Below are 19,644 nucleotides of genomic sequence, written 5' to 3'. Positions count from 1 at the left end.
CGTGAGTGGTAATGACGGTTCTAACCGTCATTACCACTCACGAGGCTTTCGCGTCACTCCTTGAACGGCAGCAGGGTCCGCGGCTCGAGTGCCGCCAGCACCCGAGCCGCGAACGGTCTGGTGGCGAGCCCCTTGCGCACCTCGCCGACCTCCTGCCAGGCCCGCCGGACGGCGCCGTCGCCCACCGGGACCCCGGACCACAACGTCACGTCCAGCACCTTGGCCAGCCTGGCGACCGGCTCCCGGATCCCTTCTCCGGCAAGGGAACCCGCCGACTCGGCGAGATCGCGTGGAGTCATACCGATCCGGAACGGCACGCCGTGCGCGCGCAACCGGTCCCGGATCTCGTCCCAGGCACCGAGCACCCCTTCGGCACCGGACCGGCGACGGCGCCTTCTGGTACGGACGACCTTCGCCACCGGGACCCCGAAGAGCCACGCGAGTCCGAAAAGGACGATCGCCGCGCCGAGCGCCGGCCACCACCAGTCCGCGCCCGCGTCGGCGCTCTGGTCCTCGGGGGCGTCCGGCGGGGTACCCGGCGGCAGCTGCGGCGGCCGCAGTTCCTGCTCGGCGGGCAGCTGGGCCCTCGCCCGCGCGACCGCCTTGCCGGGACCGCCCTGTTCCTGTCCCGACCTGCCCGCGGTGGCTGTCGGGTCGAGCGCGACCCAGCCCGCCCCGGCGACCGCGACTTCGGGCCACGCCAGCACATCGCGGTTGCGGACGACCTTCATCCCGCCGTCGGTTTCGGCCGAACCGCGGAATCCGACCACCAGCCGGGCCGGGATACCGCTCATCCGCGCCAAGACCACGTACGCGGCGGCGAACTGTTCGCTCGTCCCCCGCTTGCTCTCCAGCAGGAAATGCCGCAGCTGCGGCCAGCCGTGCCCGGTCGGCAGGTCCTCCTTGTCCACCGCGACCTGATAGTTCTTGCTGAGGAAGCGTTCCAGCTGCAACGCGGACTGGAACGTCGGGCGCAGACCGCGCACGGCGTCCTTGGCCACCTGCTCGACCTCCGGGGGCACCGTGCCGAGACCGCCGAGGCCGCCCGGCGCGCGGGCGTCGACCTCCCCGGCGCCGAGATCGACCTCGGGCGAGGACCAGCTGAGCCGGTAGGCCCGCTCGGGGCCGGACGACGGCGAATCCATCATCAGGGTGCCCGCGGACTGGTCCACCAGCGGGGTCAGGCCGTCGACGCCGGTGAGGTCCGCATGGCTCGGCAGCCACGGTCCGGCGAGTCCGCGCACGCGCAGCTCGGCGGCGCCCGCCGCACCGTCCGGGGCGCCGTCAAGGCCCGCGCCGAGCCGCCGGAGCCGGGAATCGGCCAGCCAGTTCGCCCCGTCGAAGCCGTTCAGCACGATCAGCCGCCATTGATCGACGGGGGTGTCGCTGCGGTAGCGGAACACCTCGTCGTCCGGGCGGCCGAGCCGCTGGGCGATCTCGTCCAGTGGATTGCCCAGCCTGCTCCGCGGCGGCGGCGCGGCATGAGCGTCCTTGAGGGTCAGTGGAGCGCGGCCCGCCGGATCGAATGCGGCGAACGCGACGGCTCCGGCCACGAGTGCGACCACAGTGGACAGTGCGGGCCACACCGCCGATCCCTTCATCCGCCAGGAGAACCGCGGCCCGCCCGGGGCCCGGCTCACCGGCGAGGTGCGACGGCCCGTCCACAGCAGCAGCCCGGCGGGCAGCGCGTACCCCAGTGCCGCCGCCACCGCGGTGATACCCGTCAACGCCTGATACGCCTGGGCGAGCCCGGCGACGAGCAGGCTCGGCACCAGCGCCACGAGCGGTTTCTTCAGCCGCAGGACCAGTTCCAGCCCGAGCACGACGGCGAGCAACACCGACAGCGGGACGAACAGCAGCTGCTCCGGAACCGGCCGGGCGGGCCAGGTGGACTGGAGCGTGAGTTGCCAGCCTTCGGTGAAGCCGCGGGCCACCGCGCGCACCGACTCCCCGGTGGGCAGGAAGGCGAGGGTGGTCGAGTTCAGCACGGTCTCGATCAAGCCGAGGATGCCGAGCAGTGCCACGAGCAAAGGCCGAGAGGGAGCCAGTTTCGGGAACTTCGCGGTCAGTTCGACGCACCCGTAGCCGATGAGGACGACCACGAGGACCGGGACGAGCAACGACTTCCAGCCGAACACCGGGGCGAACAGCAACCCGGCGACCCCGGTGGCGCCGAGGAGCCCGGCGACCGCGATCCGGTCGAACCGGGCGCTCACGCGGTCCCCGCCAGGGAGTTCCACTGGGCGGCGGCACCGGCGGCGTCGACCGCGATGATCACGCCACCGGACCCCGCCGACGGCCTGAGGTCACCGAGCCGGACCACCGTGTCCGGCCGCCACCGGGCGGCGTGGCCGAGGTCGGCGTCCGGTCCGGTGATCACGACCAGTACCCCGCCGGGCCGTTCACCGGCGGCGAGGACCGAGGGCAGCAGCGGCGCGCCGTCGGCCGCGTCCTGGGTGACGAGCGCGAGTTCGTCCAGCAGCGTCCTGGCCGCGCGCACCCCGCTGTCGGTCAAGGTGTCCGAGCCCGTCGCGGTGATCAGGCGGCAGTGCTGCCCGGCCGACGCCGACGCGTAGCACAACGAGGCCGCCACCTCGACGGCTTCCTCGAACACCGCGGGGCTCATCGACGCGCGGCGCGTGTCGAGTACGGCGGTGAACCGCGGCTGGGCGGGATCCGCGTATTCGCGCACCATGAGCCGTCCGGTCCGGGCGGTCGCCTTCCAGTGCAGATGCCGGACCTCGTCGCCGATCACGTACTCGCGGACCGCGCGCAGATCGGCCGAACCACGCAACGGCGGATCGGTGATCGGGCCTTCGTGGTGGTGCCGCGGATGACCGGCCTGAGCCGGGCGCACCGCGTGCCGGCGCGGGTGAACCCACAACCACGCCGTGCCGCCGATGGTCTGGTCACCGCGTGCGAGGTCGAACAGATCCGGCCGGTGCACCACCAGCGGACCGACCCGCAGTTTCCCGCGGGCCGTCGTCGGCAGTTCGTAGTGGTACGTCGCCTCCGTGCCGGGGGCGAGCGGGCGGACGCGCAGGCGATGCGTTTCGGTCCCGATCCCGTCCCCCGCCGAGAATCCGCCGTGCCTTCGCGCACCGGTGTTGCGTACGACGAGCGAAGCCAGCGCGGGTTTCCCGCGTTCGACGCGGTCCGGCTGGACGGTCCGGCCGATCTCCACCTTCGGCCGGAACCTGGTGGTGGCCAAGGCGATCAGTACCGCGCCCGCCGCGATCCCGGCGAAGGCACGGAAAAACGTGTACCCGGCCAGCTCGCCGAGGGCGTAGAACCCGGCGGCGAAGGCGAGGACGAGCACGCCGCGGCGGGTGAGCCGCACGCCTACCTCCCCATCGCGGCCATGGGAGCGGCCGTCGCGCCCAGGAGTTCGTCGACGATGTCGGCGGTCCGCCGCTGGTTGAGTTCCGCGTCGGGGGTCAGCACGAGACGGTGGTCGAGTACCGGATGCGCGACGTCCTTGACGTCGTCCGGGGTGACGAAATCGCGGCCGTAGGTGGCGCCGAGCGCCTGTGCCGCCCGGATCAGCGCGATGCTGCCGCGCGGGCTCGCGCCGTAGCGGACGTCCGGATGCGCGCGGCTCGCCGCGGCGAGGCGGACCGCGTAGTTGACGATCTCCGGTGCCAGATGGGACTTCCGGACCTCGTCGATCACCCGCTGGACGTCGTCGATGCTCAGCACCGGCTTCAGTTCATCCGGGGTCACCCCGGCGCAGTCCCCCATCACGACCCGCATCTCGGATTCCAGATCCGGGTAGCCGACGGAAATGCGCATGAGGAACCGGTCCAGCTGGGCTTCGGGAAGCCTGTAGGTGCCCTCGAGTTCGATCGGGTTCTGCGTGGCCACCACGAGGAACGGCCGCGGCACCGCCTGGCCGACCGAATCGACGGTGACCCGGCGTTCGGCCATCACCTCCAGCAGCGCGGCCTGCGTCTTCGGCGTCCCCCGGTTGATCTCGTCCGCCAGCACCACGTTGGCGAAGATCCCGCCGGGGTGGAACTGGAACCGCTCGGAGTTCTGGTGGTAGACCATCACGCCGGTGATGTCACCGGGCAGCAGGTCGGGCGTGAACTGGATCCGGCTCCACCGGCCGCCGATACTGGCGGCGAGGCAGCGCGCGATCGTCGTCTTGCCGACGCCCGGCACGTCCTCCATCAGCAGGTGTCCCTCGGCGAACAGCGCCGCCACGGTGAGCCGGACGACCTCGGGTTTGCCGCGCACCACCGATTGCACGTTCTCGGCGATCTGCTCGTAGGCGACCCTGGGGGTGAGTGTCACAGAACTTCCTTGTCCTTTCGTCGGCGCAAGCCGACCAACGCGAGCGGGCCGAGCCAGAACAACGCGCCGCCGTTGATCGTCGGCACACCTCGCCAGGTGTCCGTGGCGGTGCCCGCGTCCGTTTTGATGGTGGCATCGATCGTGATCGCACCGACCCAGCCCACCTCCGGGATGACCAGGGTCGTGGCCCCCGAACAGGCCGCCGGCTTGTTCGTGCCGAAGAATTCCGCCGTGCACGTCGCGGGGAGGCCCTTCCCGTCGGCGTTCACGGAGACGAACAGCGTGTTGTTCTTGCCCCGCACCTGGGTGATGGTGATCTTCGGCGGCCCCGAAGCCACCGGGACGCTGACCTTCCTGCTGCCCGCGGCCCCGGTGAGCGCGGGCCCCGAACCGAACTTCGTGACCGCGCGGACAGTGACGGTCGCGGTGCCGGTGATCCCGGTGAATTCCGTCGCCGTGGCCGAAAGCCTGCGCTCGCCCTGGCCCGTCATACCCACCAGGTAGTGCACCAGCGTGCCACCTCGGAGATCGGGCTGGGTCCAGCTCACCGAAACCTTGCCGCCCGCGCCCGCTTTCGCGGTGACCGCCGGTGCCGCGGCCGGCCGGGACGCCGGTCCCGGGACGACGGCCTTGGCGCTGGCGCCCGCTCCGATGCCCGCCGAGTTCTCCGCGACCACGGTGATCACGTACGGGGTTCCGTTGCTGAGGCCGGAAACGGTGGCGCCGCGCGCCGATCCGCCGACCCGCAGGGATCCGCCCGACCAGGTCAGCCGGTAGCCGGTGACCCGCGCGCCGTTGTCGGCGGCCGGGTTCCACGAGACCTTGATCGAACCGTCGCCCGCGGTCGCGCCCACGTTCCTGGGCGCGCCGGGCGGGGTCGCCTTCGCCACCGGGGGCACGGGTTTCTTGGTGGGAGGTGGCTGCTGCTGCTGGTGTTGCGGTTGCTGCGGTTGCTGGGGCTGTTGCGGTTGCTGCGGCGGGGCTTCGTTGCCGGGCTGCGACTGCGGTTCCGCGGGCGCGCCGGCGGTCTGGCTGTTGGCCGCCTTGTCGACGTCGACGTCGAGCACCTTGCCGTCCTCGCCGTTGACCACCAGCACATGCGAACCGTCGGAGCTGTCGACGTAGATCCGGTTGTCCTCACCCTTGGCCAGCCTCGGCGCCGCCCCCTGACCGGGCACCTTCGTGGTGGACTTGAGCGTGCCGGAGCCGTCGTAGGTCAGCACCTCCTGGCGGGTTTCGTCGACCATGGCCACGACGTTCGACGACGAGACCGGGCCGTTGAACCGGCTGCCCTTGCTCAACTCGACCGAGATCGGTTTCGCGGACGGGCGGTCCTGGTCGAGGCCGCCGATGTCGATGAGGTGCAGCTGGTTGCGTTCCGGGTCGGCGATGGCCAGCCGGTCCCCGACAGCGCTGTTGGCCACCTGTGCCGACGGCGAGAGCTTGATACCGAGCGGGAGGCCGTCGCCGAGCCCGTCCAGGCCGACCCGGTGCAGGCTGTCGCCGGTGGTGTCGAGGACGACCGGCCGGTCGCCGACCAGGGTGAGCCCTCCGCCGTGTCCCGGCGGGAGGTTCGCGACGCAGGTGAGGACCGCGGCGCCCTTGGGCAGCTCGCAGAGGGCGCCGTTGTCGACGCGGTGCGACCACACGGTGCCGTCGGCGGTCGCGACCGGTCGCGACAGTGGCCCCCCTGCGGGCACCGTCGCGGCCGGATCACCGAGGCGCACGATCTGGCCCGCGTTGCGGTAGACCAGGTAGGGACCGCCCGCGACCTCCATCACGAACGGGGTTTCCGGCGCGGGCGCCGGAGTGGACTCCTCCACGCTCAAGGTCGCCTTGTCGAACTCCGTGACGCGGTTGCGCTCGACCACGTAGCCCGAATCGTCCCCCTGCACGACCTGGCTACCGGGTTCGGCGCCGGGCACGTTCGCGCGCGCGTCGACGCGGTTGGTCGAACCGTCGACGTGGAACGCCGACTGGGCGGCGTCGTTGTAGACCCAGTGCCCGACCTGGACGAACTCCAGCCCGTCCGGGGTCGACGCCTGCCCGGTCACGGCCAAGCCGACCAGTGCCAGGCAGCCCGCGACCACCAGCGCCACGGCAGCCCTGGTCCGCGCCATCACGCTGAACCGCGTCGTGCCCTGCTCCTCGGTGTTCACGCGCTCAAGCTAGAGAGTGACCATGAAATTTCGATGAAACCGCCTGTCCGGGGCCTGCCGCCTCGTGTCATCGAAACCTCATGTTGGCCGGGCACGCTGAACCGGACTCCTGAGGAGGCTCGACGATGACCGATCTCGGCGCGGCCAGGACGGGCGCGCGGTACCCCGCCCCACCCCAGCCGCTTCCCCAGGCGGCACCGGCCGTACCGAGGGCCGATGCCCTGCCCGACCCGCTCGCCTACGCCGCGCCCGCCGCCAGGGCCGCGGCGCGCGAGGCCGCGGTCGCCGCCCTGACCGCCGCCCGGCAGGCGGAGCGACCGCCGTGGTCCGCCGCGATGCCCGTGCCCGCACCGCGGAACGCCGCGCCGCCGCCGAATCCGCCGATACCCGCTCCGGTACGGCGTCCCGGTCTTTTCGGCGGCATCGGGATCCCGCAGATCCTCTGCTGGCAGCTCGTCCTCGTCGCGCTCGTCCTGGTGGCGGGGCGGCCGTGGCCGCTGGCCGCCGCGGTGGTCACCGCGGCGGTGGTGACCCTGGCGCTGACCGCCGTCCGGATACGCGGACGCTGGCTCTACGCCTGGCTCGGCTCGGCCTCGGGCTACCTGCTGCGCGACCGCGACCGGGATCTCCGGAACGCGGGCGAGGCGGGCCGGGCGCTGCTGCGCCTGGTGTCGCCGGAAGCGGCGGGTACCACCGGTGAGATCGGTGACGAGACGGTGTTCATGGTCAGCCGCGCCGATGGGGTCACCGCTGTCCTGCAACCGAAATCGGCCGCGCGCGACCGGCCGATGCCGCCGCCGGAAACCTTGCTGCCGCCGCCGGAACAGGCGCTGGACTCCGCCGCGCAGGTCATCCAGCACGTCGGCGCGGACCGCTCCCGTCCGCCGCGCGGGTGGATCGCGCTGCAGGCGCTGCGCACGGTCGACGTCCACCGGGACGCCGATGTGCGGCAGGCCTTGGGGAACACGGTCCGGCGGGTGCGGCGGCAGCTCCGTCGCGACGGCCTGCCGGTGCGCGCCCTCGCCGAAAACGAGGTCTTCGGCGCCCTCGCGTCGCTGGCGCATGTCACGGCGGGCAGGGCGCGTATCCGGGAGGAATGGCGGTTCTGGCACAGCGGCCCGATCTGCCAGGCGACCTTCCGCCTCGACGGCTGGTCCTCGCTGTCCCCGGCGCTCGCGGCCCAGTCGTCGCGCCGTCTGCTCGCCGCCGCGCCCGGCGCCGCGGTGACGCTCGCCGTGACCGCGCGCCGGGGCACCGCCGAGACCGAACCCCGGGCCGACGCCGTGATCCGGGTCGCCGCCGCGGGCGTCCGCGCGGTGGAACACGCCGTACGGGACCTGGAACTCGCCGCCCGCCGGGGCGGGCTCACCCTGGACCGGCTCGACGGCAGGCACGCCCGGGGAGTGGCCGCGACCCTGCCGATCGGGGTCAGTTGAGTACGACGATCGCGATGTTGAGCGCCGTCGCGTACGACGTCCAGGCGAGGTACGGCAGCAGCAACGCGGCCGAAGCGCGGGAACGACGGCGGAAGTAGAGCGCGGTGACGACGATGGCGGCGTCGAGCAGGACGATGTCCGCCAAGGCGAGACCGTACGCGCCGGCGGCGAAGAACAGCGGGGTCCAGGCGGCGTTCAGGACCAGTTGCACCGCGTACCAGGTCAGCCCGCGGCGCTCACCGCCGGATTTCCAGTACAGCCAGCCCGAAATCGCGATCCCGAGGTACAGCACCGTCCACACCGGACCGAACAGCCAGGCGGGCGGCGCGAACGGCGGCAGATCGAGTCCACTGTAGACGGACCGGGCGTCGGCCGCGGCCAGCCCGCCGACCAGCGCGACCACGGCGACCGCGGCCAGGAACGGAAGGAACGCCAGCGGCGTGCGGAGTCGTGCGGGGATCGTGGTCATCCTCGGCTCCCGTCTGTCACGTGTTTTCGAGCCTAAGGCCGAGGCCGGGGTCTCGCGCGCTCAAACCCGTCGCGCCCGCGCCCTCGGCTGTGGCGCGCGTCACGGAATGACCGGCGATCTTCAGCGCTACAGAGAGTAGGAATCCGTTCTTACCCAAGGGAGTGACATGTCCGCCACCGCCACGCCGGAAGAAACCGCTCTGGCCGTCCCCGCGCTCGACGACTTCGACTTCCCGCTCACCGACGGTGCCGCCTGCCGCATCGACGACCCCGACTGCGAAGCCTGCCAGTAAGTCCGTGCTGGCCCCGGCGCCGGGCGCGCGGGGCTGAAGGGGACTTTCCCCTCATCACATGCGGCGAAGGGCGCTTTCCCCTCATCACATGCGGCGAAGGGCGCTTTCCCCTCATCACATGCGGCGAAGGGCGCTTTCCCCTCATCACATGCGGTGAAAGCGCCCTTCAGCCCGGCTCTGCGAAGAGGCCTCCATGCCAAGGGGCCTCCACGTGAAGGGGCCTTCGTGCACCGAGGACCCCTCACGTCGAGGACTGGCGATCCCGCCGGTTGTCGACGGCGTCCCGCCGGACCTGATCGGTATGCGCGCCGATCTCCCCGAGCCGCCGGGCGAAACCGGTGTGCTCGCGGGGAAGGTGGGCACGCAGGTCGGCCAGCGGCGCCAGGAGACCGGTCACGTCGTTCTCGCCGAGCGCCGTGCTGAGCCTGTCGGCGCTTTCCCTTGCCCTGCCGTCCAATCCGTCCAGCGCACCGGCCTGCCCGGCCAGCTGCCGCAGGATCGCCGAGTTGCGCCGCGCCCACTCCGCCACCGCCCGGTCGCCCGCCCGCCGGTCGCGTTCCGCGTCGACCCGCGCCTCCCCGGTGTTCTCCCCGGTGACGGACGGCCGCAAGCGCAGGAACCGCCGTTCAGCCGCCTGACGGCTCGCGACCCCCAGCGCCGGCGCGATCGCGGTCCAGCTCGCCCCGCTCGCCCGGGCGGCCGCGATCAGCTCCGGTTCCCACGCGGCCATTTCCTCGCGTACCGCGCGCAACGCGGCCAGCGCCGCCAAGAGCCGTTCCGGTTCCGTGGCACCGGAACGGGCCTCGGCCACCACGTCATGCACGGTCCGCACCGTCCGTGCCGGGTCTGCGTCCATATGTGTCATCCCATCGACGACTCGACAGTTGTCATCATTTCGATGACATGTTAGAACAGTAGTGCGTGTTGACACCAGAGACAGCGAACCCCAGGAGGTGGAACCCGATGTTGATGCGCACCGACCCGTTCCGTGAGCTGGACCGCCTCACCCAGCAGATGTTCGGCACCGCGACCCCGGGCACCTGGTCCAAGCCGGCCACCATGCCGATGGACGCCTACCGCGACGGCGAGGAGTTCGTCGTCTGCTTCGACCTTCCCGGCGTCGCCGCCGACGCGATCGAACTGGACATCGAGCGCAACGTCCTGACGGTCAAGGCGGAGCGGCGGCCGACCACCGGGAACGACGTCCAGATGCAGGTTTCCGAACGCCCGCTCGGCGTCTTCTCCCGCCAGCTGTTCCTCGGTGAGGCCCTTGACACCGAGCACATCGCGGCCGACTACCAGGCCGGGGTACTGACCCTGCGCATCCCGATCGCCGAGAAGGCCAAGCCGCGGCGCATCTCGATCACCGGCGCCGAAAGCGATCGCAAGGAGATCCAGGCCTGAGCATCCGTCCGGTCCGGGGCCCCGGGTCCCGGACCGGACGGCCGAGGAAAGGAAAGGGCACCTCGTTGACCGCCACGCTCACCATGCCGGTCCGCAACCCCCACCCCGCCCTCGACGCGGTGTGGGGCTACCTCGCCGAAGTCACCGGCGCCCTCGGCGTCGGCCTCGAATCCTGCACCGTCGACAACGACAGCCCGGTCTCGGCCTACGTCGCCCTCGACGAGCAGCTCCCCGGCCACCCCGGACGAGACGTCGCCCTGCTGTGGGACGAGATCCACGGCTGGTCCGTGGCGATCGAGACCCATTCCGGCGAGGACCTCATCGTCCTCCGCTACCTCGGCGGGCAGACCGTCGTCCCGCCGCCCGCACGGGTCGCGCGGTTCGTCGCGGCGTTGCGCGAGGACGACCACCGCGTCGGGCAGCTCACGCCGCCGTCACTGCGCGAGGCGACCGGTCTGGCCGACCTCGAACTCGTCCTCGACCGGGGCACCCGGCCTACGCGGGCCGGGTCGGCTCGCCCGGTCTGACCTGCTCGACGGCGTGGCGCAGCGCGGCGATCATGGCCGCGGTCGCGGGCGGATCCGGCGGGTCGCCATAGGTTGCCAGGTACACGCGCCGCCGGAAATCGCTCAGGACGCTGGCCTCGATCCCGGGCGCGCGGTGGGTGCGCAACGCCAGCCCCGGTGTGGTGGTCACGCCCATCCCCGCGGCGACCAGTGCCTGCTGGACGATGACATCGTCACTGACGTACGCGATGGGCGGGGCCGGGTTCGAGGCTGAGCAGGTACATCGGGTCCTCGAACAGCGGCGTGGCGCGCAGGTCGTCCGGGATCGCGTCGTCGTAACGGAAAACGACCGCGACATCGACGTCCCCGGCCCGCAGCAGATCGAGTGCCACCCGCGGATGCGCCTCGGTCAGGTCCAGCTCGATGCCGGGGTGTTCGCGGACAGTTCCGCGGCGGCGGTGTCGACCCGGGCGAGGATCTCGGTGGCGCGGCGGGCCAGATGATGACTGACGGCGGGCTGGGAGTAGTTCAGCTGCTTGGCGGCCTTGGTGACCGAGCCGTGCGCGGCGATCGCCGCGAGCACCCGTAGCCGCAGGATATCCAGCATGCATAAAGAGTACGCATGATTTCGCCTGGATATTGTCATTAGACGAATGAGTGAGCGCGCGGAACGCTGAACGGGACGAACCCGCGGGACAAATCTCCCGGGGACATCACCCGTGTCGGGTCCAGCGCCCGCCGCTACTGCACCTGAGGAGCCCGGACCATGGACCAGCACGCCATCGACGAGGTACTGAAGCGCCCGCACAGCCAGGAACTGCTGGCCCGCGACCTGGCGCGCCTGGCCTTCGTCGCGCCGGACGGCACGCCGCGGTCGATCCCGATCGCGATCCATTGGAACGGCTCGGAAATCGTCATGTGCACCTCCACGAACGCGCGGAAGCTGGCGATGCTGCGCCGCAACCCCGCGGTCGCGCTGACGATCGACACCGAGTCGCACCCGCCGAAGATCCTGCTCATCCGCGGCCAGGCGGAACTGGATGTCGTCGACGGTATCCCGGACGAATACCTGCAGTTCAACGGCACCTACGAGATGACGCCGGAACAACGCGCCGAATGGGAGGAGGGGGTGAAGGCACTCTACGACGGCATGGTCCGGATCGTGGTGAAACCGACCTGGGTCAAGCTGATCGACTTCGAAACCACCCTGCCCGCCAACATCGAGGAGCTCATGCGGCGACAGAAGGACCGTCAGAGCGCCTGACCACGGATCCGCGCCACCGAAGGAGCGCGGCCACCGGCTCTGTCGCACTGGCCGAGCGGCTCACCTGACCGGACGGCCGGCCCAATCGCGGAACGCGGCGACGAACTCCTCGGGCGCGTCGGATTCAACGTAGGTTCCGGCGCCTTCGACGATCACGGTCTTGTGGTCGGTGAAGGTGGCTTCGAGGCGTTCACGCTCCTGGGGGCGGAAGGCGATGTCGGCGTCACCCCACACGATCAAAGTCGGGAGATGGGCGATGTCGGCGAGACCGGCCTCGATCTCGGCGAAGAAGGCACGGCTGGTGCGGACCCGGGCCGGGAACACGGCGGACGCCCGGCGGCGCTCGGGCGTGTCCATGGCCCGCCGGTAGTGGGTCATCTCGGCCGCCGTCGGCTTCTTCCTTCGGTGTCCCAAGGGAATGAACACGTTGACGATGAGGTTCAGCCGCCGGGCGAGGAAACGGCCCAGCGGCCCGCCGAAGATGCGGGAGAAGTATTCGAAGTGGAAGACGCCGTTGACCGGCCAGGCCCAGGTGTCGGCGAGCACCAGCCGGTCGAAGACGGCAGGACGCCGCTGCACGGCGGCCAGACCGATCAGCCCGCCCCAGTCCTGCCCGACCAGGGTGACCCCTTCGAGGCCGAGCGTGTCGACGAAGGCGGTGACCACGTCCGCGTGTTCCTCGGGCAGGTAGCGGTAGCCGGGCTTCGACGTCGACAACCCGAAGCCGGGGTAGTCGAGAGCGACGCACCGGAAGTCGTCGCGCAGCGCGCTGATGACGTCGCGCCAGAGGAACGACCACGTCGGATTGCCGTGCAGGAGCAGCAAAGTGGGGCCTGATCCCTCGTCGACGTAGTGCACCGTGTGCCCGTCGATCGCGACGAACCGGCTCTCGAACGGGAACAGGCTGTCGTCGACCCAGGCGGGTCGCACGCTCTCGATGGCGTCGGCCATGGCGGTCCCTCTCGGCTCGGTCCTACGGTAAACTTGAGCTTGTCACGCACACTTGAGAAAAACAAGCAGAGGTACGCGATGCGAAGCTACGGCCAGTACTGCGGGCTCGCCCGGTCCCTCGAAGTCGTCGGTGATCGGTGGAATCTGCTCATCGTCCGGCAGCTCCTCATCGCCCCCGCCCGCTACCGTGACCTGCTCGACGGCCTGCCCGGCATCGCGACCAACCTGCTCGCGGACCGGCTCCGCGACCTCGAAGCCTCGGGCGTGATCGAGCGGCGGCTGGCGGGCTCGGGCAGCGTGGTCGAGTACGCCCTCACGCCTTGGGGCGCCGAGCTGCGCCGGCCGATCGAGGGCCTCATCCGCTGGTCCGCGCCGCTCATGACCCGCGGCCCCGACGGCGACACCTTCCGCCCGGAGTGGCTGGCCCTCGCCGTCCCCGCCCTGCTCGACGCCCGGGTCGGCACCCGCCCCTCGGCGACGATCGGGCTCGAGATCGGCGGGCCACCCTACCAGCTCCGCGCGACACGCGCCGGGTTCGAGGTCGTCCCGCGGGACGGCCGCGACCTCGACGCCACCGTCCGCGCCGAACCCGCCTACGTCCTCGCGCTCGCCGCGGGCGCCCTCAGTCTCGGCGACGCCCGCGCTCTCGGAGCGGTCGAAGTCGACGGCGACGAGGCGGTCGTCCGCGCCGTGTTCGCCGCCTGACCAGCCCCCGAATACTCCTCCCGATTCCGGGTATTCGCCGACCGGGCCCCGAAATTCGCGGCCCAGCGCACGAAGTACCCAGGGAGGCGCAGATGACCGACCGGAGCGACGCGTCCGCGGAAGGCGTCAAGGGCGCCGTCGAGGACATCAAGGGCAAGGTCAAGGAGACCGCGGGCACCTTCGCGGGCAACGACTCGTTGGAACGCGAAGGCAAGGCGCAGCAGCAAAAGGCGTCCGCCCAGGAGAACGTCGCCGAGAAGGAGTCCGAGGCGGATCGCGCCAGGGCGGAGGCCGACAGGGCCGAGGCACGCGAGCGCAGGGAGCAATAACCGCGCGAAGCGGGAGCCCGCCGGACACCACGTCCGGCGGGTTCCCCGAGGCTCATTCGGACAGGCTCATTCGGAACCGTCGAGCCGCCCGCGCAGGTCGTGCAGGATCTTCGTGAGCAACCGGGAAACATGCATCTGGGAGATCCCGATCCGCTCGGCGATCTGTGACTGGGTCAGGCCGTCGAAGAACCGCATCGTGACGATCGCCCGTTCCCGTTCCGGCAGCCGCTTCAGCAGGGGGACCACGGTGTGACGGTCCTCGATGAGTTCGAAGCGATCGTCCAGTTCCCCCACGACGTCGGACAGCGGCAACGAACCCTCACCGTCGTTGACGGGCCGGTCCAGTGACGACGTCTGATAGCTGTTCGCGGCGAGAAGACCCTCGCGGACGGTGTCGACATCGAGGTCGAGATGACCGGCCAGCTCGCGGGGCGTCGGCGCGCGGCCGAGAACCTGGGTGAGTTCCGTGGTCCCCCGCGAAAGCCGGGTGCGCAGTTCCTGCATCCCGCGCGGTACGTGCACCGCCCAGCCGGTGTCGCGGAAGAAGCGACGGACTTCGCCCATGACGGTCGGTACCGCGTAAGCCAGGAAATCCCCGCCCTGAGCGGGATCGAACCGGTCCACTGCCTTCATCAGGCCGACCCTGGCCACCTGCACCAGGTCTTCACGCGGCTGGCCGCGTCCGCTGAACCGGACGGCGATGTGCTCGGCGATCGGCAAGAGTTCGAGGATCAGCCGTTCACGCAGCCGCCGCCGTTCCGGGTGCCCGGCGGGCAGAGCCGACAGTTCGGCGAACAGGGGGCGGCAGTGCGAGTAGTCGTCACTGCGCCGCGGCCTGCCGTTTCGGCGGTCGGCAGGGGCGGGCAACGTCTCGTCGCGCCACGCGGGCTCGACGAGTTCTTCGACCAGGGCCGGCGCGCTCATCGGGCCATTCGTCCCTTGTGGACAGGCGCGGGCCCGAGGGTCACCCCGGTGCTCAACGCTGACATAGCTCCACTCCCATCGTCTTGCTGCCTGATACCCGCAAGCCCGGCCCGACAAACACCGACCGGGTGAACGAGGTCGCGGTTTGCCGGTCAACCGAGCGGGTATCCGCAGGTCACGACGAAGGAGGAGCGATGCCGGAGCAGGGCTGGAGCGACAAACGCGAACGTCAGTACAAGCACATCAAGTCTTCGCAGAAGAAGCGCGGGGCCGGCGACGATCGCGCCGAGGAGATCGCCGCGCGCACGGTCAACAAGAACCGCGCGCAGTCCGGGGAGTCGCGGACCGCGAGCAAGAGTTCGACGCGGGACACCTCGCCGCAGAAACGCGGCGGGAAGCGCTCCGGCAACCGGCAGGGTCCCGGCGGGCCGACCAAGGACCAGCTCTACAACGAGGCGAAGAAGCGCAACATCAAGGGCCGCTCCAGCATGACCAAGAAGGAGCTGCAGAACGCCTTGGGCCGCTGAATCCCTATCCGGCCAGCTTCAGTGTCGACGACAGGCCGGTGAGTTCGATGGCCCGTCGCACGACCCTGGACGGCGCGATACTCAGGTCGATGCCCGACTCCACGCAGTAACGGTGCAGCTGGAGCAATCCGGACAGCCCCGAGGAGTCGCAGAAACCGACGCCGGTCATGTCGATCACCGCGGCGGCGGGACCGGTTTCCAGCAGCTCGAGGATCTTCGTACGGAAGCGGGGGCTGCTGGAGATGTCGATGTCGCCCGCCACCTCGACGGTGAGGACATCGTCCGAGCGATCCGCCTCGATCACGGCAAGTAGTGCGGGTTGCGCGGTCTCGGTGTTGAACGCCATTCTTCGACGGTAAAAGCCCGGAGGCGGCCCTGCAACCGACAGGGCCACCCGTGACTCGCTGCTACCCTCGCCTCATGGCCTGCCGTATCACCGAACTCGTCCTCGACTGCGCCGATCCGGTCCGGATGGCGGAGTTCTGGTGCGAAGTCCTCGGCTACGTCGAACTCGGCAAAGAGGGCGCCGACATCGAGATCGGCCCGCCGGACACCGGATTCGGCGGGCCGCAACCCACGCTGATCCTCAGCCTCAGCGACGATCCGAAGCCGGCCAAGCTTCCCCTGCACCTCGACGTGAACCCCACCGACCGCGATCAGGACGCGGAACTGGAGCGGTTGCTCGCCGCGGGTGCGCGGAAGGCCGACATCGGCCAGACCGGGCTGGAGTCGTGGCATGTGCTCGCCGATCCCGAGGACAACGTGTTCTGCCTCCTTCGCCGTCGCGTCGATCCCTGAGACACCAAGCACTTCGGTCAGGTCCATTAGTCCACAGTGGACTACCGACCGGACAGGACCGGACCGCCGGGTTGGCGGGTGGCCGCATCGGGTATCCGGGGAGGAACACCGAAACCTAGTGGATTGGTCCCCCGATGACAGACGAACGACTGTGGCAGCGTGACAAGGCCGAGTTCAGCTCGGGCTTGAACGCCTCCGGCCCGTTGTCCGAGCAGTTCGTCGAGCTCACCCGCCTCCTGCTGGCCGCTTCGACGCCGGCCCAGGTCCTCGAACAGATCGTCGCGGCCGCGTACCGGGTGGTGCCGGGCGCTGATCTGGTGTCGGTCACCCTCCGGGCCCCGGACGGGACCTTCCACACCCCCGTCGAGACCGGCAAGGTGGCCGTCGAACTCGACGCGGTGCAGTACCGCGCCGGAACGGGACCCTGCGTCGATGCCGCCGCCAGCGGGAGCCCCGGCCACGTCAGCAGCGACGATCTCGCGAACGAGCCGAGGTGGCCGGACTTCTCCCGGGCCGCGGTGCGGCACGGCTTCACCGCGATCCTGTCGACCGTACTGGTGCCCGACGCGGCCCCGCCCCGGCTTCCCGGGGCGCTGAACATCTACAGCCGCGGTCCGGACGTGCTCGGTCCCGCCGCCAGGGACGTGGCGCTGCTGCTGGCCACCCACGGTTCACTCGCGCTGGCCGGTACCACCGCGGTGAGCCGGGCGGAACTGGAAGCGAGCCATCTGCGCCGGGCCGTCGAATCCCGCGACGTCATCGGGCAGGCCAAAGGGATCCTCATGCACCGGCGCGGCCTGACCGCCGACGAGGCCTTCGACCTGCTGCGCCGCACCTCCCAGGACCTCAACGTCAAACTCGCCGAACTCGCGCGCACCCTCGCCGACCGGCACACGGAACTCGACGCCCCCTGAAGCGCGTGAAGGCCCCCTTCCTCCATCCATGCCCCCGCCACCGCCCTCATGTACCGGGGAAGGTGTGAAGGTCGAGTTTCCTCGGCTGAACCGAGGGAAGGGGGTCTTCACGCGCTACCGCTGTGACTGATGGTGCCACTGAGCCTGTTAGCGATGGTCCGAGCTGGCCGTGAATGCCTCCTTCCCTACCTTCAGGGTAGGCAAGGAGGCCTTCACGGACACCCGCCGCGAGTAGGCGGTTTGGGCGCGTGGGTCGTGAGTGGTAAGTGCCGTTAGAACGACACTTACCACTCACGACCCACTTGACCGACTCCCTACCGCAGACTCAACGGACGCGCTGGCGCGTGAAGGCCCCCTTTCCTCGGCTGAGCCGAGGAAAGGGGGCCTTCACGCGGGATCCGCGCGACCGGCGTCAGTCGAGGTCGAACCGGTCGAGTTCCATCACCTTGGTCCACGCCGCGGCGAAGTCGGCGGCGAACCGCTCGCGGGCACTCTGCCCCGCGTAGACCTCGGAAAGCGCGCGCAGCTGCGAGTTGGAGCCGAAGACGAGGTCGACCGCGGTGGCCGTCCACTTCACCTCGTCCGTGGCGACGTCGCGGATCTCGTACACGTTCTCCTCGGACTCCGACACCTTCCACCGGGTCCCCGGCGAGAGGAGATTGGTGAAGAAGTCGTTGGTCAGCACGCCCGGCCGGTCGGTGAGGACGCCGTGCTTGCCGCCGCCGAAGGCGATCCCGAGGGAGCGCAGGCCGCCGACGAGGACGGTCATCTCGGGCGCGGTCAGGTCGAGCATGTAGGCACGCTCGACGAGCAGGACCTCCGGCTGGAGCTTCTCCCCGGGCCGCAGGTAGTTGCGGAACCCGTCGGCGCGCGGTTCGAGAAGCGCGAACGAGTCGACGTCCGTTTCCTCCTGCGAGGCGTCGGTGCGGCCCGGGTGGAAGGGCACGGTCACCTCGGTGCCGGCGTCACGCGCCGCCTTCTCGACGGCGGCCGAGCCCGCCAGCACGATCAGGTCGGCCAGGGAGATCTTGGCCCCGCCGGCGGCGTTGAACTCGCGCTGGATGCCCTCCAGGGTCTCCAGGACACTCGCGAGCTGCTTGGGCTCGTTGACCTCCCAGTCGCGCTGGGGCGCGAGCCGGATCCGCGCCCCGTTGGCGCCGCCGCGTTTGTCGGTGGACCGGAAGCTCGCCGCGGACGCCCAGGCGGTGGTGATCAGCTGGGCGGTCGTCAGACCGGATTCGAGCACCTTCGTCTTGAGCGCGGCGATGTCGGCGTCACCGACGAGTTCGTGGTCGACGTCCGGTACCGGGTCCTGCCACAGCTGCGGTTCGGGGACCCACGGTCCCAGGAACCGGCTGACCGGGCCCATGTCGCGGTGCAGCAGCTTGTACCAGGCCTTCGCGAACGCCAGCGCGAACTCGTCCGGGTTCTCCAGGAACCGGCGCGAGATCTTCTCGTACGTCGGGTCGATGCGCAGCGCCAGATCCGTCGTGAGCATGGTCGGCTTGTGCTTCTTGGCCGGGTCGTGGGCGTCCGGGATGATCGCCTCGGCGTCCTTAGCGACGTACTGCTTGGCGCCGCCGGGGCTCGTGGTGAGCTCCCATTCGTAGCCGAAGAGGATCTCGAAGAAGCGGTTGCTCCACTGCGTCGGCTTGTCGGTCCACGTCACCTCCAGACCGCTGGTGATCGCGTCGGCGCCCTTGCCGCTGCCGTGCGTGCTCAGCCAGCCGAGACCCTGCGCCTCGATCGGGGCGGCTTCGGGCTCCGGCCCCACGTGGTCGTCCGCGACCCCGGCGCCGTGGGTCTTGCCGAAGGTGTGGCCACCGGCGATGAGCGCGACGGTCTCCTCGTCGTTCATCGCCATCCGGGCGAAGGTCTCCCGGATGAAGTGAGCCGCCGCGGCCGGGTCCGCGCTGCCGCGGGGCCCCTCGGGGTTGACGTAGATGAGCCCCATCTCGGTCGCGCCGACCTCGGGCACCATTTCCGTGTCGCTCGCGTAGCGCTCGTCACCCAGCCAGGTGTCTTCCGGACCCCAGAAGATCTCCTCGGGCTCCCAGGTGTCCTCGCGGCCGAAACCGAAGCCGAACGTCTTGAAGCCCATCGATTCCAGCGCGACGTTGCCCGCGAGCACGAGCAGGTCGGCCCACGAGATCTGCTGGCCGTACTTCTCCTTGACCGGCCACAACAGCCGTCGTGCCTTGTCGAGGTTGGCGTTGTCGGGCCAGCTGTTGAGCGGGGCGAACCGCTGGGCGCCGTCACCGGCCCCGCCGCGGCCGTCGTGGATCCGGTAGGTGCCCGCGGCGTGCCAGCTCATCCGGATCATCAGGCCGCCGTAGTGGCCGAAGTCGGCGGGCCACCAGTCCTGCGAGGTGGTGAGGACCTCGGTGATGTCCCGTTTGAGGGCCTCGACGTCGAGCTTGGCGAATTCCTTGGCGTAGCTGAAGTTCTCGCCGAGCGGATTGGACTTCGACGAGTGGGCGTGCAGCACCGAGAGGTCGAGCTGGTTGGGCCACCAGTCCTTGTTGGTGCGCGGACGACCACCCGACTTCGGCGTCGGAGAGTCGATCGCCGGGTTCTCGCTCTCGCTACCCTGTGCGGTCACGGAGTCGTGGGCAACCGGGCAGCCCTGGTCCGGGGTGTCGCTCATTTTCTTCCTTCCGGGCAGGCGAA

At 70.4% G+C, this 19,644-nt stretch carries 21 protein-coding genes and 1 pseudogene; 10 read left to right on the top strand and 12 right to left on the bottom strand.

The genetic code is table 11. The features are described 5' to 3' along the window. Positions 1-53: 53 nt before the first annotated feature. Genes L324_RS30925 through L324_RS30910 form a run of 4 tightly spaced genes read right to left on the bottom strand, consistent with a single transcriptional unit; the run spans position 54 to position 6,455 of the window. Positions 54-2,216 carry a transglutaminase TgpA family protein gene (locus L324_RS30925; protein WP_037317010.1) on the bottom strand — a complete coding sequence of 721 codons (2,163 nt, stop codon included), beginning with the start codon at positions 2,214-2,216 and terminating at the stop codon, positions 54-56. Further along, on the bottom strand, positions 2,213-3,340 hold the full coding sequence (locus L324_RS30920) for a DUF58 domain-containing protein (RefSeq protein WP_037317007.1): 1,128 nt from the start codon (positions 3,338-3,340) through the stop codon (positions 2,213-2,215). The genes L324_RS30925 and L324_RS30920 overlap by 4 nt, the downstream gene beginning before the upstream one ends. Before the next feature lie 2 nt (positions 3,341-3,342). Next, positions 3,343-4,296 (bottom strand): AAA family ATPase, encoded by a 954-nt coding sequence (locus tag L324_RS30915; RefSeq protein WP_037317004.1) that lies wholly within the window; start codon positions 4,294-4,296, stop codon positions 3,343-3,345. Further along, positions 4,293-6,455: a fibronectin type III domain-containing protein gene (locus L324_RS30910; protein ID WP_037317001.1), complete on the bottom strand. Its 2,163-nt coding sequence runs from the start codon at positions 6,453-6,455 to the stop codon at positions 4,293-4,295. Before L324_RS30910 ends, L324_RS30915 begins: the two co-directional genes overlap by 4 nt. A gap of 125 nt (positions 6,456-6,580) precedes the next feature. Here L324_RS30910 and L324_RS30905 point away from each other — a divergent pair, with 125 nt between their 5' ends. After that, positions 6,581-7,891, top strand: a complete 1,311-nt coding sequence (locus L324_RS30905) for a type VII secretion protein EccE (RefSeq protein WP_162835889.1) — start codon at positions 6,581-6,583, stop codon at positions 7,889-7,891. On the opposite strand, the gene L324_RS30900 is transcribed toward L324_RS30905, so the two are convergent. Beyond that, positions 7,884-8,360, bottom strand: coding sequence for a TspO/MBR family protein (locus L324_RS30900; protein WP_037316998.1), 477 nt, complete (start codon positions 8,358-8,360; stop codon positions 7,884-7,886). The genes L324_RS30905 and L324_RS30900 overlap by 8 nt on opposite strands. 166 nt (positions 8,361-8,526) lie before the next feature. On the opposite strand from L324_RS30900, the gene L324_RS43925 reads away from it, so the two are divergent. After that, a complete protein-coding gene (locus L324_RS43925) occupies positions 8,527-8,652 on the top strand; it encodes a hypothetical protein (RefSeq protein ID WP_007031507.1) in 126 nt (41 codons plus the stop codon). 241 nt (positions 8,653-8,893) lie between these two features. On the opposite strand, the gene L324_RS30895 is transcribed toward L324_RS43925, so the two are convergent. Next, entirely contained in the window at positions 8,894-9,508 is a 615-nt protein-coding gene (locus L324_RS30895; RefSeq protein WP_037316995.1) for a hypothetical protein, read from the bottom strand. 107 nt (positions 9,509-9,615) lie between these two features. Here L324_RS30895 and L324_RS30890 point away from each other — a divergent pair, with 107 nt between their 5' ends. Together L324_RS30890 and L324_RS30885 are read left to right on the top strand one after the other, a co-directional pair. Beyond that, positions 9,616-10,056: an Hsp20/alpha crystallin family protein gene (locus tag L324_RS30890; protein ID WP_037316992.1), complete on the top strand. Its 441-nt coding sequence runs from the start codon at positions 9,616-9,618 to the stop codon at positions 10,054-10,056. Positions 10,057-10,139: 83 nt separating this feature from the next. After that, positions 10,140-10,583, top strand: a complete 444-nt coding sequence (locus L324_RS30885; protein WP_152547058.1) for a DUF6292 family protein — start codon at positions 10,140-10,142, stop codon at positions 10,581-10,583. Here the strand turns inward: L324_RS30885 and L324_RS41175 are convergent. Both L324_RS41175 and L324_RS43745 read right to left on the bottom strand, forming a co-directional pair. Beyond that, a pseudogene (locus L324_RS41175) lies at positions 10,552-10,954 on the bottom strand (LysR substrate-binding domain-containing protein). The gene L324_RS30885 and the pseudogene L324_RS41175 overlap by 32 nt on opposite strands. Positions 10,955-10,971: 17 nt before the next feature. Next, positions 10,972-11,169, bottom strand: coding sequence for a helix-turn-helix domain-containing protein (locus L324_RS43745; RefSeq protein ID WP_051174181.1), 198 nt, complete (start codon positions 11,167-11,169; stop codon positions 10,972-10,974). A gap of 159 nt (positions 11,170-11,328) precedes the next feature. On the opposite strand from L324_RS43745, the gene L324_RS30875 reads away from it, so the two are divergent. Further along, positions 11,329-11,826, top strand: coding sequence for a pyridoxamine 5'-phosphate oxidase family protein (locus tag L324_RS30875; RefSeq protein WP_037316989.1), 498 nt, complete (start codon positions 11,329-11,331; stop codon positions 11,824-11,826). Between the two features lie 60 nt (positions 11,827-11,886). Here L324_RS30875 and L324_RS30870 read toward each other — a convergent pair whose 3' ends face one another. Beyond that, entirely contained in the window at positions 11,887-12,777 is an 891-nt protein-coding gene (locus tag L324_RS30870) for an alpha/beta fold hydrolase (protein WP_037316986.1), read from the bottom strand. Between the two features lie 78 nt (positions 12,778-12,855). Here L324_RS30870 and L324_RS30865 point away from each other — a divergent pair, with 78 nt between their 5' ends. Then, positions 12,856-13,482: a winged helix-turn-helix transcriptional regulator gene (locus L324_RS30865; RefSeq protein WP_037316983.1), complete on the top strand. Its 627-nt coding sequence runs from the start codon at positions 12,856-12,858 to the stop codon at positions 13,480-13,482. A 92-nt stretch (positions 13,483-13,574) separates the two neighbouring features. Continuing rightward, on the top strand, positions 13,575-13,811 hold the full coding sequence (gene mbp1, locus L324_RS30860; RefSeq protein WP_037316980.1) for a microaggregate-binding protein 1: 237 nt from the start codon (positions 13,575-13,577) through the stop codon (positions 13,809-13,811). Between the two features lie 66 nt (positions 13,812-13,877). On the opposite strand, the gene L324_RS30855 is transcribed toward mbp1, so the two are convergent. After that, positions 13,878-14,735, bottom strand: coding sequence for a SigB/SigF/SigG family RNA polymerase sigma factor (locus L324_RS30855; RefSeq protein WP_037316977.1), 858 nt, complete (start codon positions 14,733-14,735; stop codon positions 13,878-13,880). A 194-nt stretch (positions 14,736-14,929) separates the two neighbouring features. Here L324_RS30855 and L324_RS30850 point away from each other — a divergent pair, with 194 nt between their 5' ends. Continuing rightward, positions 14,930-15,262: a hypothetical protein gene (locus L324_RS30850; protein ID WP_037316973.1), complete on the top strand. Its 333-nt coding sequence runs from the start codon at positions 14,930-14,932 to the stop codon at positions 15,260-15,262. A gap of 4 nt (positions 15,263-15,266) precedes the next feature. On the opposite strand, the gene L324_RS30845 is transcribed toward L324_RS30850, so the two are convergent. After that, positions 15,267-15,608 carry an STAS domain-containing protein gene (locus tag L324_RS30845; protein ID WP_051174180.1) on the bottom strand — a complete coding sequence of 114 codons (342 nt, stop codon included), beginning with the start codon at positions 15,606-15,608 and terminating at the stop codon, positions 15,267-15,269. A 74-nt stretch (positions 15,609-15,682) separates the two neighbouring features. Here L324_RS30845 and L324_RS30840 point away from each other — a divergent pair, with 74 nt between their 5' ends. Beyond that, on the top strand, positions 15,683-16,060 hold the full coding sequence (locus tag L324_RS30840) for a VOC family protein (RefSeq protein WP_037316970.1): 378 nt from the start codon (positions 15,683-15,685) through the stop codon (positions 16,058-16,060). Between the two features lie 134 nt (positions 16,061-16,194). Continuing rightward, the gene (locus L324_RS30835) at positions 16,195-16,974 is read left to right on the top strand and encodes a GAF and ANTAR domain-containing protein (RefSeq protein ID WP_037316967.1); all 780 of its coding nucleotides are present in this window, start codon (positions 16,195-16,197) and stop codon (positions 16,972-16,974) included. A gap of 412 nt (positions 16,975-17,386) precedes the next feature. Here the strand turns inward: L324_RS30835 and katG are convergent, their stop codons facing one another. Next, positions 17,387-19,621 (bottom strand): catalase/peroxidase HPI, encoded by a 2,235-nt coding sequence (katG, locus tag L324_RS30830; protein WP_037316964.1) that lies wholly within the window; start codon positions 19,619-19,621, stop codon positions 17,387-17,389. Positions 19,622-19,644: the final 23 nt, after the last annotated feature.

It is taken from the genome of Amycolatopsis orientalis DSM 40040 = KCTC 9412 (assembly GCF_000478275.1).
In the GTDB taxonomy this organism is placed as follows: Bacteria; Actinomycetota; Actinomycetes; order Mycobacteriales; family Pseudonocardiaceae; genus Amycolatopsis; species Amycolatopsis orientalis.
The sequence above is the reverse complement of the archived record's forward strand: the minus strand, read 5'-3'. Positions and strand labels throughout refer to the sequence as shown.